The organism is Ravibacter arvi, assembly GCF_039540405.1.
Classification (GTDB): Bacteria; Bacteroidota; Bacteroidia; order Cytophagales; family Spirosomataceae; genus Ravibacter; species Ravibacter arvi.
In genome coordinates, this window is record NZ_BAABEY010000002.1 from 46,396 (window position 1) to 60,466 (window position 14,071).

Annotated in this window: 11 protein-coding genes; 5 read left to right on the top strand and 6 right to left on the bottom strand. The window is 51.2% G+C overall.

Going from position 1 to position 14,071, the window contains the following annotated elements:
* The first annotated feature begins 22 nt into the window (after positions 1-22).
* Complete coding sequence (locus ABD852_RS01840) at positions 23-1,321, top strand: MFS transporter (protein WP_345026299.1); 1,299 nt, start codon at positions 23-25, stop codon at positions 1,319-1,321.
* Between the two features lie 78 nt (positions 1,322-1,399).
* Here the strand turns inward: ABD852_RS01840 and ABD852_RS01845 are convergent, their stop codons facing one another.
* From ABD852_RS01845 to ABD852_RS01865, 5 genes are all read right to left on the bottom strand, one after another.
* On the bottom strand, positions 1,400-1,609 hold the full coding sequence (locus ABD852_RS01845; RefSeq protein WP_345026300.1) for a dodecin family protein: 210 nt from the start codon (positions 1,607-1,609) through the stop codon (positions 1,400-1,402).
* An 89-nt stretch (positions 1,610-1,698) separates the two neighbouring features.
* Positions 1,699-3,102, bottom strand: coding sequence for an arylsulfatase (locus ABD852_RS01850; protein ID WP_345026301.1), 1,404 nt, complete (start codon positions 3,100-3,102; stop codon positions 1,699-1,701).
* Between the two features lie 329 nt (positions 3,103-3,431).
* Complete coding sequence (locus ABD852_RS01855) at positions 3,432-4,622, bottom strand: tail fiber domain-containing protein (protein WP_345026302.1); 1,191 nt, start codon at positions 4,620-4,622, stop codon at positions 3,432-3,434.
* Between the two features lie 156 nt (positions 4,623-4,778).
* A complete protein-coding gene (locus ABD852_RS01860; RefSeq protein ID WP_345026303.1) occupies positions 4,779-6,215 on the bottom strand; it encodes a T9SS type A sorting domain-containing protein in 1,437 nt (478 codons plus the stop codon).
* 55 nt (positions 6,216-6,270) lie between these two features.
* The gene (locus ABD852_RS01865; protein WP_345026304.1) at positions 6,271-7,443 is read right to left on the bottom strand and encodes a tail fiber domain-containing protein; all 1,173 of its coding nucleotides are present in this window, start codon (positions 7,441-7,443) and stop codon (positions 6,271-6,273) included.
* 305 nt (positions 7,444-7,748) lie between these two features.
* Here ABD852_RS01865 and ABD852_RS01870 point away from each other — a divergent pair, with 305 nt between their 5' ends.
* The 3 genes from ABD852_RS01870 (at position 7,749) to ABD852_RS01880 (ending at position 9,480) form a co-directional block, all read left to right on the top strand.
* Complete coding sequence (locus ABD852_RS01870) at positions 7,749-8,225, top strand: M14 family metallopeptidase (protein ID WP_345026305.1); 477 nt, start codon at positions 7,749-7,751, stop codon at positions 8,223-8,225.
* Between the two features lie 111 nt (positions 8,226-8,336).
* Entirely contained in the window at positions 8,337-8,816 is a 480-nt protein-coding gene (locus ABD852_RS01875; RefSeq protein WP_345026306.1) for a helix-turn-helix transcriptional regulator, read from the top strand.
* Between the two features lie 55 nt (positions 8,817-8,871).
* On the top strand, positions 8,872-9,480 hold the full coding sequence (locus ABD852_RS01880) for a nucleotidyl transferase AbiEii/AbiGii toxin family protein (protein ID WP_345026307.1): 609 nt from the start codon (positions 8,872-8,874) through the stop codon (positions 9,478-9,480).
* Positions 9,481-9,604: 124 nt separating this feature from the next.
* On the opposite strand, the gene ABD852_RS01885 is transcribed toward ABD852_RS01880, so the two are convergent.
* A complete protein-coding gene (locus tag ABD852_RS01885; RefSeq protein WP_345026308.1) occupies positions 9,605-10,918 on the bottom strand; it encodes a T9SS type A sorting domain-containing protein in 1,314 nt (437 codons plus the stop codon).
* 677 nt (positions 10,919-11,595) lie between these two features.
* On the opposite strand from ABD852_RS01885, the gene ABD852_RS01890 reads away from it, so the two are divergent.
* Positions 11,596-14,028: a T9SS type A sorting domain-containing protein gene (locus tag ABD852_RS01890; RefSeq protein ID WP_345026309.1), complete on the top strand. Its 2,433-nt coding sequence runs from the start codon at positions 11,596-11,598 to the stop codon at positions 14,026-14,028.
* The last annotated feature ends 43 nt before the right edge of the window (positions 14,029-14,071 follow it).

Here is a 14,071-nt window from a genome sequence, read left to right on the forward strand (position 1 = left end):
TTGCCCTGATTTCTACAGACCCATGACAAAACCATCAAGCGGAACTTACAGGTGGACCATTTGCGCCTTGCTTTTTTTTGCCACCACCATCAACTATCTGGACAGGCAGGTGCTGGGGTTGCTTAAGCCGTTCCTGGAAGCAGAATTCCAGTGGACCGAAACGGATTACAGCCACATCGTGATGGCCTTTACGGCCTCATATGCCTTGGGTCTTGTGGTTTTCGGACGGATCATTGATCGTATCGGCACCAAAACGGGCTACTCCATTTCGGTGACGCTCTGGAGTATCGCGGCGATGAGCCATGCCCTGGTCCGGAGTACCCTGGGGTTCGGGATGGCGCGCGCAGCGCTTGGGCTGGGTGAATCGGGCAATTTCCCGGCGGCGGTAAAAACCGTGTCGGAGTGGTTCCCCAAGCGGGAAAGGGCCCTGGCTACCGGCATTTTTGACTCCGGCGCCAATATCGGGGCCTGCGTAGCCCCGCTGTTGGTTCCCTGGCTGCTGGGCGCCTACGGTTGGGAATTCGCGTTTGTTATTACGGGATGTATCGGGTTTGTATGGCTTATCGCCTGGCGGCTCCTGTACGAGCGTCCTTCGCTTCACAAAAAAGTATCGGAAGAGGAGCTGCGTTACATCCGTATCGACGACGAGCCGAAGGAAACCGGCGAAAACGCGGCCCCTGACGCCCGGGAAACCTGGCTGAGCCTTTTTTCACTGCGCCCAACCTGGTCCTTTATCGTGGGGAAATTCCTGACGGACCCTATCTGGTACTTTTTCATGTTCTGGCTGCCGTCGTATTTCAGCAGCACCTTTCAACTGGATCTGAAGAAGCCGGGATTGCCGTTGGTTATTGTGTATTCGGCCGCAACCATCGGCGCCATCGGCGGCGGTCTGCTGTCGTCGCGGCTTATCGGGAAAGGATGGAGCGTTTCCCGGGCCAGAAGTGTGGCTTTGCTGGTTTCGGCCTGCTGCGTGGTACCTGTTATGGCAGCGCGTTTTGCCGGTGACATGTGGCTGGTGGTGGGGTTGCTGAGCGTTGCCATTGCCGGAAACGCCGCGTGGAGCGCCAATATTTATACCATCGTGTCGGACATGCTGCCGGCACGCTCGGTCAGCTCGGTGATCGGTATCGGTGGGATGGCCGGTGCTATCGGAGGCGTGCTATTCCCCATGTTTGTAGGCTATACATTGGATTATTACAAAGCAGCCGGCAATATTGTGGCCGGTTATAACCTCATTTTTGCCGTCTGCGGTTTGTCATTTCTCCTGGCCTGGGTAATCATCCGTAAAATTACACCCGAATTTGTGCCGGTATCGAAGTAGGCAATGCCAGCCATTATTCTCCCTTCAAAAGCACCGTTTTCAGGTGCTTTTGCATTTTAGCTACCTGGGGCCCGGTTGTTAATTGACCTCGTCTACCCGGAAGGACACCTTGCACACCACGCCATAGGAACTGATCTTGCCGTCTTTTACGTGGGCCTTCATGTCTTTTACATAAACCGAATCAATATTTCGGATGGTTTTTGAAACCTCGGTAACGCAGTTTTGAACCGCGTCATCAAAACTTTTTGGGGAAGAAGCTATTACCTCCAGTACTTTTACGATTGCCATGGGATATTGAGTTTTAGTATAAAACGTAAAAGTTATATTTTATATTTTTTTTATTCTGTAAATAAGTAGTGTCTAACCAATGACATCTCTCATTTTCCTTCGCCGCCAAAGGGGAACAAGGCCGAGGGGGTGTGCGCCTGGTTCATCAACCTGACCAGTTCTGCTGTTTTGCCGGGATTGGCTTTGGCAAGATCGATCGCTTCCTTTGGATCTTTTGAAAGGTCATACAGCTCGACCTTGGTTTTTGCAGGATCATTGGCCTGGAGCCGTACGGCTTTCCAATTGCCCCGGCTCACCGCCTGCCGGCCGCCCTTTTCGTGAAATTCCCAGTATAGATAGTCGTGTTCAGGTTGTTTTCCTTTGCCCAGTAAAGTCGGGACGAGCGAAATTCCATCTGTTGCCGATCGTTTTTTTATCCCCGCCAGATCAGTAAAAGTGGGTAATATATCCCAGAACGCACCCGCATGGTGGCTGACACCCGGCTTGACCACGCCGGGCCAGTACGCCGCCGTCGGCACCCGGATCCCGCCCTCGTACAGGTCGCGCTTAAAGCCTCTGAAACCACCGCCGCTATTGAAGAAATCCGGATCGGCCCCGCCCTCCAGGTGAGGACCGTTGTCGCTGGTGAAAATAATCAACGTATTCCTGTCGAGCCCCTTTTTACGTAATGCTTCCATGATTTGCCCCACATATTGATCCAGACGGGCCACCATGGCGGCGAATGTGGCGCGCGGGAAAAGCTGTGACGCATATCCTCCCGGGGTAGCGTTGGGCCCGTAGTCGTTGCCGGCGAAGGGGGTTTCGGGAAATTTCCCTTTGTAGTATTGCAAGAGCGAATCATCGGGGGCGATAAGCTCGGCATGTGGCAGGATATAGGGTAAAAAAAGAAAAAATGGCTTTTTCCCATCCCGCGAAGCGACGAACTCCAGCGCCTTGTCCTGGATCAGGTCCGGTGCGTAAACCTCGGTTTTTTCCAGGTTTCCGTTCGCATTCAGCATGACCTTGCTATCGTTGTCCCACAAATGGGCCGGATAGTAGCGATGTGCGAGCGACTGGCAATTGAAACCGTAAAACCGGTCGAAGCCCTGGCGGAGCGGATCACCTTCTGAACCGGGCGCTCCCAATCCCCACTTCCCGAACGCCGCAGTGACATAGCCCTTTTCGCGAAGCAACTCGGCTACGGTAACCACGCTGTCGGCAATCGGCTGCTGGCCTTCCGGCTCAACCCCCTTGTTGCCTCTTATGTAAGTGTGGCCGGTGTGCCGGCCGGACAGCAGGGAAGACCTCGAAGGGGCGCAGACGCTTGTGCCGGCATAAAAACGGGTGAAGCGCATCCCCTGGCCGGCCAGCTTGTCCAGGTTTGGGGTCTTGATTTTCTGCTGACCGTTAAATCCTACGTCGCCGTAGCCCAGATCGTCTGCCAGTATAAAAACGATATTGGGGCGGTTGTCGCTTGTGGATTGGCCGAAAGCTAAGCCGGATCCGGTCGCCAAAAGCCAGGTGAACAGGACAACCCGTGTAGTTGCTAGGTTTTGAATACAGAATTTCATTGGCATGTAGAAACGCAGTTGGTACGTCGCTAAGTTATTGCTTTTAAAGCAAATGGCTAACTTTTGCTGACGGAGACATTCCTGTTACTGCCACGTGCGCCGGGGAGTTATGGCAGGCCTGATAGAATCCAGTGATTTGCCAAACAGGCCTGGCTTTACGCTTCCGGTCGCAGGGACCGAAAGCGTAAACAGGCTGCATTATACCGAAATCATAATTTGGGGCAAGTATTCAGATGCCAGACACTACCCGGAACTGGTCGGGAAGGCCCGGACTACCTGGAAGCCGACAACTCCTCTTTCCGCGGTGCGGCCAGGATCATTTTTTCAATGACCGCCATTTTCTCGTCCATGGCTGCGAGTTTGGCTTTCAGCTGATCATTTTCCTCCTGTAACTGTTTGGTGCGTTTTTCAAGTGCCTGGATAGCGGCCATGTTCACGCCGTCGATGTCACCGGTATTGATGGTTGTGTCATTCCCAATCCCGTCAAGACTAAAGGCCGCATAAAAATCCTGTGCCATTGGTCCGATGTGCCTTGTCGTCGCGGGTTGACTTTTGTAATTCCAGCTGGTGAGGGGAAGCTTAGATACCTTGAGAAGGATTTCCTCGGTGTCCAACGCTTTGAAGTTTTCTTTTTTCCGCCTATCACTGACGCTACTCCATGACCCACCGCCGGCTGCGATGTCGACCCCACTGGTAAGGCCTTGATTGGTAAAAACGCGTGCTCCACCGGCGAAACGCATGGTCAGCTGGTTGTTGGTGGTACTGTAAGCGCTGTCACTGCTAAATCCGGCGCTGCCGTCGCTGATCACGATAGAACCCTGGTGCCTGACCCGCGCATTCTTGCCGAGCGCCATCGAAAAGTTACCCCTTGCACTGTTTTGCAAACCAATGGCGATTGAGAATGCGCCTAGCGCAATAGAGGGGCCGATTACCACCGATGCAAGCCCGCCTGAGATCGCTGACGGCCCAAGAGCGATGGCGTCGTCATTGGTGGCTTGAGCGCCGCTACCCAATGCGATAGCCCCCGTTGCACTTGCCGTGCCGTTGAACGCCAACGCGCGGTTTCCGGACGCCGTACCGTTGTTCCCGAATGCCACCGATGCCTCGCCGGATGCTGTGGTAGCCAGACCAGCAGCGAACGAACTTTCGCCGGATGCGCGGACATGCTGGCCCGCTCCGAACGAATACTTCCCGATATTGGGGGCGTCCCAGTAGCTGTTTGAAAATGAACCTACATACCCGACCCTGAACGCTGCTTTATCCGCATACCACATCATCCGCCGCCCTTCGCCTGTAACGGGTACAGGTTTAATAACGGCGACGTCACCGGGAGCGGAAAAAACGACGCTGCTGTCGGCCACGTGGAGGCCGGCTTTGGGCGTAAGTGTGCCAATCCCCACCTGGGCATAAGTACAAAGGGAAGCTGTGAGAAGAGATAAGCAAGTAATGATAAGGCGTTTCATATGTATAAAAAGGTTTGAGCCGCAGCGGCGGACCGCTGTGAGCTGTGAGGGGTGAGCTATTTATTCATCAGCCGTTTGTGTGCCGCTTGTAGCTAATACCTCAAAGCTCATGGCTGTTTCAAATCGATAAATAAAAAAATAAGGAAAGGTTAAAAATTATTCAACAACCAGCTTGCTGTTTACAACACCCTGGCTGGTAGTAAGTTTCAAAAGATACAGTCCGGAGGCAACACCATCCAGGTTTACCCGGACGGACCCGTCAGGAAGCGATGAAGTACCTACCGCTACCGGCCGTCCCAGCATATCGCAAAGATTTACCTTGCCCACCGGAATGCCGGTTGAAACGGTTACCGTACTTCCCTTAAGGGCCGGGTTGGGGTATACGCCTGCATAGTGGCTCAGGCCGGGGGGGCGTAGGGATACCGTCTTTGACAAGCTGTAGGTACCATCCCAATCGACGGAACGAAGCCGGTAATAAACGGTTTGTAGCTGGTTGCCGAGGGAATGGTCTGTAAAGTTGTAACGTTGCGGGGTATTGCTGTTACCTGTAGCGGTGACCTCACCGATTTTTTGAAAGCTTCTGGCATCAAGGCTTCTTTCTATGTCAAAATGGGCGGCATTGTCCTCACTGGCCGTTTGCCATTCGAGCTGCGCATTGTTTTCGACTACCTTCGCATTAAAACTGATCAGCGTCACCGGCAATTGAGTTTCCGGGATAGCGCCGAGTGTAAATGGGCTCCAGGCTGATATGACCTCGCTCATTACAGAACCGGAACTTATGGTGCCCGTCACATGATTTCCTTCGTTGAGCCAATTGCCCCCGGTAAGGTGGGCCACGCTGAAAACATCGGGGTCTTCTGAAGGTGTGATGGTCGGGTTTTTATAGTCATCATAGGTGATAATTACCTTGCCGGTCGCGGTGCCCTTCGGCGCGATGTCCCAGTACTCTTCGTTGTTATAGGCTTCGAGGGCGATGTTGGAGCCGCCGGTTGTTGTGAATGTTCCTGTGCCGGCGTCTCCCGCAAGGTAACGCACGCTCATCCCTGCGCTGTTATCGGTTAGCTCCACCGTGACAGGCTGGTACCTGGCGCCGTCTCCCACCGGGTAAGTAAAGCTGCCCGTTCCGGTCTTCATTACGTAGCCATCCACGTGATTTGCGTCGGATACGCCCAGCACCGATGCGGTATCGCCAATTACCAGCGGGGCGAGGTCGTTGGTTGCCTCCACGATGCCGTTGAGGAGATCTACTCTCCCTCCGGCCTTGATGCTGTTGTCAAGTACAATGCCTGCAGGATTGTTGACTGTCAGCAAACGGGTGAAATACGTTTGGGTACCGCTTACCGTTTGTGTGCCGGTACCATCGAGTGTCAGCGCTCCGGTACCGGTCTCGGCCATAGCCTGGTTGTTGACCAGGTTCCCGGAAACAAAAACATTGCCGTCATTGGTGAATGAGCCACCACCCAGCTGCAGATTGCCTTTTACCTGCAAAATACCGCCCCGGACTGCAACTGTTCCGTTGACGGTGGTCAAACCCTGCGCAGCGGCGGTCCCGCCAAGCCCCGCGAGGACTGCCAAAACATATATGATTTTCACTTGGAATAGATTTAAGTAAAAGAACAGGAAGTTAAACAGCACTACATGCTCAAAGCTAAAACATGCGGGTACCGCCCGGGGCTGTACGTCGCCGTGTCATTGCCAGACTTCCCGCGAATACAAGGGCAAGCAACCCAAAACCGGCAAAACCCGTCCAGGAATTTCCATTGTCACGCATTTGCTGGCGGAGTGCTGCATTATCAGCTTTCAGGCTTTCCAGTTCAGCCGCGAGGTTCCGGGTCCGTTCTTCCAGCGCTTTAATACCTGCAAACGCCACACCATCGGCATCGACGGTCCCGATGCCGCGCTCGTCATTGCCTAGTCCGAAAGCCGCGTAGAAATCCTGCGCCATTGGCCCGATGTGCTTAATGTGGTCTGGTTCTGTCTTGTAGCTCCAACGGGTTACCGGCAGTTTGCGAAGCTTTTCCAGGATTTCTTCGTTCGATACCTGCTCAAAACCATGTTTGCGGTTCACATCCGATGCATTCTGCCATACGCCGCCGGTGGTCAGCATAGCGCCTGTGGAGGTGGAAATGACTGCGTTTGACTGCCCCCAGTTGCTCACCGAAGCGCCGCTCTGGAAGGTCATTCCGGTACTGAGATTGGACGACGTAAATATCCGGAACCCGCCGCTGGTGCGCCAGCTGGCCGAGTGATTAACACCGGCGCGCAGCGTATCTATCGAGGACCTGTCGGAAAATACAAAACTCCCTTGCCGGGCATTCGTATGGGCATGGTAACCCATTGCAACGGAAGCGGCCCCGCTTGCATAACTGTCTTCACCTACAGCAAATGACGATTGTTGCACAGCGCCCGTCCGCAATCCAAAAGCGGTCGCGGAATTACCCGATGCGCGTGCACCATTACCCATCGCTACGGAGTAGTCTCCAATATTGGCGCCATCCCACTGTGTGCCGGCCACGGATCCCGCGCGGAAAGCCGCTTTTTCCGGGTACCACATCAAACGCGTACCGGCCCCCATGACAGGCACCGCGTTACCTGACGGATCTCCAGTATACTCACCTCCCAGGAAAAAACCTCCGTTTTGAAAGAGAACCATACGTTTGTTCTGGGCCGGGTCACGTCCGACCATCAGGGTGTCAGTTCGTTGTGCATAAGCGCCTGCTGGAACCAACAGTGAGCAAATTAAAGATCCGAAAGCAAGTTTGCTCAGGGGAGATTGTAAAGATTTTCTCCCGGACAATAGCGGGGTAGAGGTGGTATCCATAGAATAAATTCGTTGAGTGTAGTTAAATACAGTATAACTATTTTCAAATATATAGTGCTTTTAGAAATATTTTTTGATCTGACTGCAAATTTTCCGCTGCACCGGGGGCGGTTACAGGTGAAATTTTAGCAGCTATACGGTTAAAAAAGAAGATTTTGTTTCCGGGCCGGAATCCGGGAAAACAGGGTTCCAGTTAAAAAAAATGTAGATTTATTCCAGTATCAATAGGGGTTAAATCCGGCTTCTGAGTCTTGCGGGCAAGCAGGAAAAGTCCCAAAACGTAAGGTTTTGAACTTTGCAAAACCATGGGCGGGCGGCGCGTGCATGGTTTCCGGCTGTACCCTCCGGCAGCAGAAAAAGAACGATACGGAATATGGCTGCAGGTAAGAGCCCATGCTTTTGAAACCGGCACAAGCCGGGTGCTTAACGAGTTTTTACTATGGCTGTTTTCAGGTGATAACGATGCGACCGCGCTGACAAAAAATACCAAAATTACCGTATTGCCGCTCATCGATGCAGACGCAGTAGAAGAGGGACGAATGGGCAATAACACCCACCCGTTTTTCATAGTGCCGGTTTCAAGCGATCTTCCGCATGAACGGCAACAAAAAAACCGGGAATCTTTCTTCAATGTGCTTGGTGTAAAGCCATTGCCCGGCACCGCTGATCCTCCGCAGTCAATGGATCGCTTCCACGCTAGTGAACGGCCTATGGAGAAAATTGCGCCTGATTGTGCTGCTACGCGGGTAATACAGGCGCCGTGTCTCCCATCCTGGAGGTAAACATGAATACCCTGCTGAGTACGCGGAAGGGTTATAAAAACAGTTATCCGGCAGCGTATACCGGATGGGGCGGAATGTGAAAATGTAAACAAGTTTGTTTATATTTGTTGTATGAATAACAGGTTCGAAAAATACAAGGGTATTCATCCAGGGATCGTGCTCGAGCGGGAACTAAAAAAAAGATCTCTCAAGCAACGAACGCTTGCTTTATCAATAGGAGAGCACCCGCAGGTTTTGAATGCTATTGCCAGAGGAAAGAGGGGGCTTAATACATCGCTCGCCTTAAAAATAGAGAAAGCATTGGGAATCGAAGAAGGCGCGTTAGCTGTTCTGCAAACCTGGCATGACATTGAAATGATTAAACAAAAGCAGGAGCGGCATACACCCGATCTCTCTCTATTCAGAAAATCTCTGTTTTGGGATACGGATATAAACAGTATCGATTGGGACAGGCAATTCAAAACTGTAATCCTGCGGGTCTTTGAAAGAGGAAACCTGGAGGAACAAAATGAAATCGTACGTTTCTATGGGGCTGTAAAAGTAAAATTGGCCTTAAATGACACACCATTAGCCCATGTTCGTTTGACCTAATATGCTATATTACCGAACAGTCACAAGAACCCTGCTGGACAGCCTTAAAAGATTGATGAAGGCTGATGAGTTTTCTGCTTTCAGACTGGTAGGCGGGACCTCACTAAGTCTTCAGTTGGGGCACCGGATGTCTGTGGATATCGATCTTTTCAGTGATATTTCCTATGGTAAAATTGATTTTAATGCTATTGATGAATTTATTGAAAAGACATTTCCTTTTTCCAGCCATTTTGGGAACTTGACTCCGTCTTTTGGAAAGTCTTACATGATAGGGATCCACAAAGATGATGCGATTAAACTAGATATCTTTTACACAGATCCGTTTATTCAACCCGTCCTAATCGTCGATGATATTAGATTCGCGACAATAGAAGAAATTATTGCCATGAAAATTGATGTTATCCAGCGTGGCGGGCGAAAAAAAGACTTTTGGGATTTGCACGAGCTGCTTAATCGCGTTTCCATCGATATCATGCTGGAACTGCATAAACAACGCTATGCCTATGGACATGACAAGGAAGTGATTCTCCAAAATTTCACGGATTTCCATCGTGCGGATGATGATTTTGAGCCGATTTGCCTCCGTGGAAAGTACTGGGAATTTATTAAGGAGGATATTGAAGACGCGATCAGTAGTTATAAAAGAGGTCTCGGTGGAAATTAAATTAGATTCCCACTGCCAGCAACTCTTCTGGAAATATCAATCAACGATACTGTTCATGAAAATACTCCGGGTCACCGGCATAAACTTCGGCTGGCAGACCCGGAGAATAATCGTGCAACCGGTGTTATTTTATAATTCTGCGTATAAAATACTGGTCTTCAACCCTAATTGACAAGAGGTAGAGCCCTGTCGGCAAAGAGTGGGTGTCGAACTCGTACCGGAAACCGTCGGCCCTGTTGACGCCATTGACCGAACGGAGGGATCTGCCTGCCATATCGATCACTTCCACAGAAAAATCACCCTTCGGAGCTGAGAGAATTTCTATTTTCACTCTGTCCTGCACCGGGTTCGGCGAAATTTTGACAAGTTTACCCTTCCCGCCTTCACTCATGCTCACTGACAGTATCTTCGAATAATTTTTTGTCCCGTCAAGGTCCACCTGCCTGAGCCGGTAGTAGCTCCGGCCTGCGGGTGCATGAACGTCGGTAAAGCGGTAGGTCTTAAGGCCGTTACCGGCTGTGCGGAAAGGCTCGGATATTGCCTCGCTCACCTTCCTGAAATTCTGACCATTCGCAGACCGTTCTACTTCAAAATAGCTGCTATTCTCTTCCGAGGTGGTCTGCCATTCTACCTCCACTCCCTGTTCCGAAGCCGGAGAAGCTTTGATATATGCGTAAGCGACAGGCAAATTGATACAGCTTTCAATTAAAACGGACTGGTTATACGTAGCCACTTCTCCCAATGCGTCGGTAACCCGGACCGAAACAGAATGGGTGCCTGTTGCCAGCAAAGGCATAACGGTCTGCTCGCCAAGAATATCCCAGGTGCCGTCGTTGTCAAGATCCCAATCAAAAGTATAAGGCTCGGTACCGCCGGTAGCTTTACCGTTGATGGTAACCGCCGGTGTTCCACCATTGGCGACTCCCTCACATGATTTGGTAACATCGAAGCCAGAAATTAGCGAAGTTCCTACAGAAAGCGTCTCTTTAGGCTGATAGCAGTGGGGTCTCACATTGTCGCACATCGAATGCTGTATCTGACAAAATGCTTCCGCATCCGCCTGGGTATTTCCCTGAGTTCCCCATGCAAAGATCATCCCGACTATATCGATACGGTCGCCGCAGTGATACTCTACCGGGAGAGACAAGGTAACCTGTTGTCCTGAATAAACGTAAGGAAAACACTGGCTGGTTACCTTTTGAGCGCCACCGTTCAGCGTGTAGATCACCTCACCGTATGCTCCCTGTCTTTGCGTAGCCTGCGTGGTGAAGGTAAAAGTAAGATAAGCGGTTTCAGTGGTGCCGTCACAGCCGGTGCTGGTCAGGGGAGTACCCTGGGCATCCTTTGCAAGCGAGGCGGTTACCGAAGTAACGTCGTTTGAAGTACAGTGGCAGTCGGGTATGTCTTGACCGAAAGTGTTGCCCGCTGACAGGAGCATAAGGACTGAAGCAAAACCTACCGACCGGAAAAAGAGGGAATTTAGCTTAAAAAAGGGGGATAGGGCTACGGCACACAAACCGTACAAGCTTGAAATAGACGTTTTCATGAATATTAATTACCAAAAATTATGTGAACGATAGATTATCCGATTGGGGGGCAGGGATGTTAAATCGCTATAGATAGAAAAAAAGTCTGCGGAGGATATACCTGGAAGGATACCCGGTTAGTCCGTTGCTTACGATGAGCTCATAGGATTCAGCCTTGTTCTAAAATAAAGTGCAATTCACTTTCCAAAGTCTCGTAAACGGGGGGCATGAGACCCGGAAAGGTTATCGCTACAAATATAGTTGTTTTTCTATTGTGTAGTAAAATGTTTATTTAAAAAATATTTAAGTTTTAGAATGTTGTTTCTTTTCGTATGCAAGTATATCTATAGTATGTACCGGAAGGCGGCGCAGAAAATACCAAATTTTTGGTATGGTTTTCAAATAAGAAAATCCTTTCCTTTACACAGTTGAAATCGAATTGTATACACAAGCACTATGGCTTCGGGCGCCTGAAAAGTAGCCGTAAGCTCATTTTTCCGGAACAGAATCGCTCCGAAAGTATCATCCATCCAGATTACGTTTCTACCTGTAGTGCCTGGGCCCCTGAGTTTAAACTAAGGAAAACGTCATGAAATCATTTATCTATTTATTAAGCACACTTTTCATGTTTTGCGTGTCTGTCCGGGTAGGCTTCACGCAAGGGGTGGGAGCTCCGGCAGGCGTGAGCTCGGGATTATTTGCGTGGTACGATGCTGCAAATTTTGACGTCGCTGCGCAACGATGGCCGCCAAAAGTCGGCGCTACGGTCCTGGAATCGTTTTCACAGACCAATGCGGCATATGCCCGCCTGAATCAGTATGAAGACGATCTGAACAGGAATTTTTCCATTGTTATGGAAGGACGGGGCTTTCGGGCCGAAATGTTGCCTAATGATCCGGAGGCTTCTTATACAATTTTTGCTGTTTGCCGGCGTAACTCGACTTCTGCGGGTACTTACCAGCAGATGTCCTGGGGAATCGGTGGCCTTTCGGCTTATCCGGGCGTCACAGTCGGGGAGGGAAGTGTTCAGGACAACCGTTTCAAAATTACAAACAACCGAACGGTTAACGTGCGGGAATCCAGACCAAGCCCCAAAGGTTTCAAGATATCTTCTTTCACATTTTCTTATGGTTTGAATCAGCGTAACCTACCCAAAATAGCATCAATTAGCGGTGAATCTGCCGCAATTGATGCGGGCAATACGCTGGCATTTAACAATGGCTGGGTGTATATAAACGCCAATGCAGCCTTCCCTCCGGGCGAATTTGAGCAAAGGCACGAGTTTGCTGAATTTATCATTTACAACAGGCGGCTTTCGGACGCCGAACGCCAGCGGGTGGAAACCTACCTTTCGCTCAGGTATAGTCTGCCGCTGACAGTGGGAATAGCCGGAGGGGGGCGCTATACCCTGAACGGTACAAACGACCTCTGGGATCAGACGAGAGCGTTTAACCACCACATCGTCGGCATTGGCCGGAATGATGCGCTGGGATTGGATATCCGGCATAGCTGGGGAGGTGTGTACCCCGAGGTCCTCCTCGAAACCCGCGACCCCAACACGCGGATTTCAACCGATAATGCTTTCCTGCTGATCGGAGATAAAGGCACTTACCATGAGTATGCAAATGAGACCAATACAGTAGCCATGCCCGGGGGGAAGCGCCTGAAAAGGATCTGGCGTGTTCAAAACAGCGGGGTTTCCGACTCGGTCCAGGTTTTTATGGCGTCTCTGGTCGCACCCGAAGGCGGTCTGTCCCTGGATCCCTGCGCTCCCGTGAGGCTGCTGGTAAGCGCCGATTCAACGTTTGCTACCTACACGGCTTATCCCCTTACTCCTGCACTTATCTACGAAAATCCAACCACTCCGACGCTCTTTTCATCCTATAGGACCATCCTCCGGTTCTCCCAGGGAGAGTCGTTTGTTACCTTAGCCGCAATAAACAGCCCCGGTACACCGGCAGTAGCTGCTGCGGATGTTCACGCAAAACAATTCACTCCATGTGTCGATGAAGAAGGCTTTTCCTACCTTCTGAATGCTGACGGGCGCCCCTTGATCGGGATAAAGGGATTGACCGGTGAAGAACTGGCAAAAGCGAAGCTGGAGGCTGATATCCGCGTGCTGGACGAACCGGCCCGGTTCAGCAACGGAGCTTCGACTGCCACATTGATGCGCCGCCTGGTTACAGTCAGTAGCCTGGGAACGCTGCCGTCTCAACCCAATATGACGGTTCGGTATTATTTCACACCGGAAGAACTGACAGACGCTCAACTGCCGGACGGCACCGGTACCTGGTTTAAAAAGGAGGGATCCGCCGCGGCAACTCTGGCTGATTTCGCCGACGACGGCAAGCTAACAACCGGTGTCACGACGAATCTACTGGTTGTGAACGGCGACCAAAACGGCGTCAGTTATGTTGAGTTCCGAAGGCTCACGTCTTTCTCGACGTTCGGTTTTACATCGTCTGTAACCAGTCTCCCGGTTACGTTGGAATCATTTGGAGCAAACCCCGAAAATGGCGTGACACAGCTGTCGTGGAAGACCTCCTCCGAAGTGGATGCCCTTTCCTTTGAAATCCAGAGGAGCAGCGACGCCGCAGGTTGGGAGCCCGTCGGACTCGTGCCCGTCGCAGCAGGGGACTTTACTGCGCCGCGAAACTACTCGGTGACAGACCACCACCCGCTAAAGGGGATCAACTATTACCGGTTAAAAATCACCGATCGTGACGGAAGCTTTGCGCTAAGCAAAATCGTGACCGTGCTGCACAGGTTGACATCGGATGAAGACGCGGTATTGTACCCTAATCCCTCTAAAAATTCCATTCTATTCAGGCATCTGCCGGTAAAACCGGAACTCATTGACGGGATTAGTATCTGCGATATCAATGGACGGGAAGCGCTTCGGTCCGGGGTAAATATTTCCGGAGAAGTTGATATCAGCAGTTTGCCGACCGGTATCTATATGGTTAGAGTGACGTTGAAAAATGGCGGGCAATTTACCCGGAAGCTAATAGTTGACCGCTGATTCAAAATGGCTGATCCCAGGGGCGCTGGAAAGCCGAAAACCG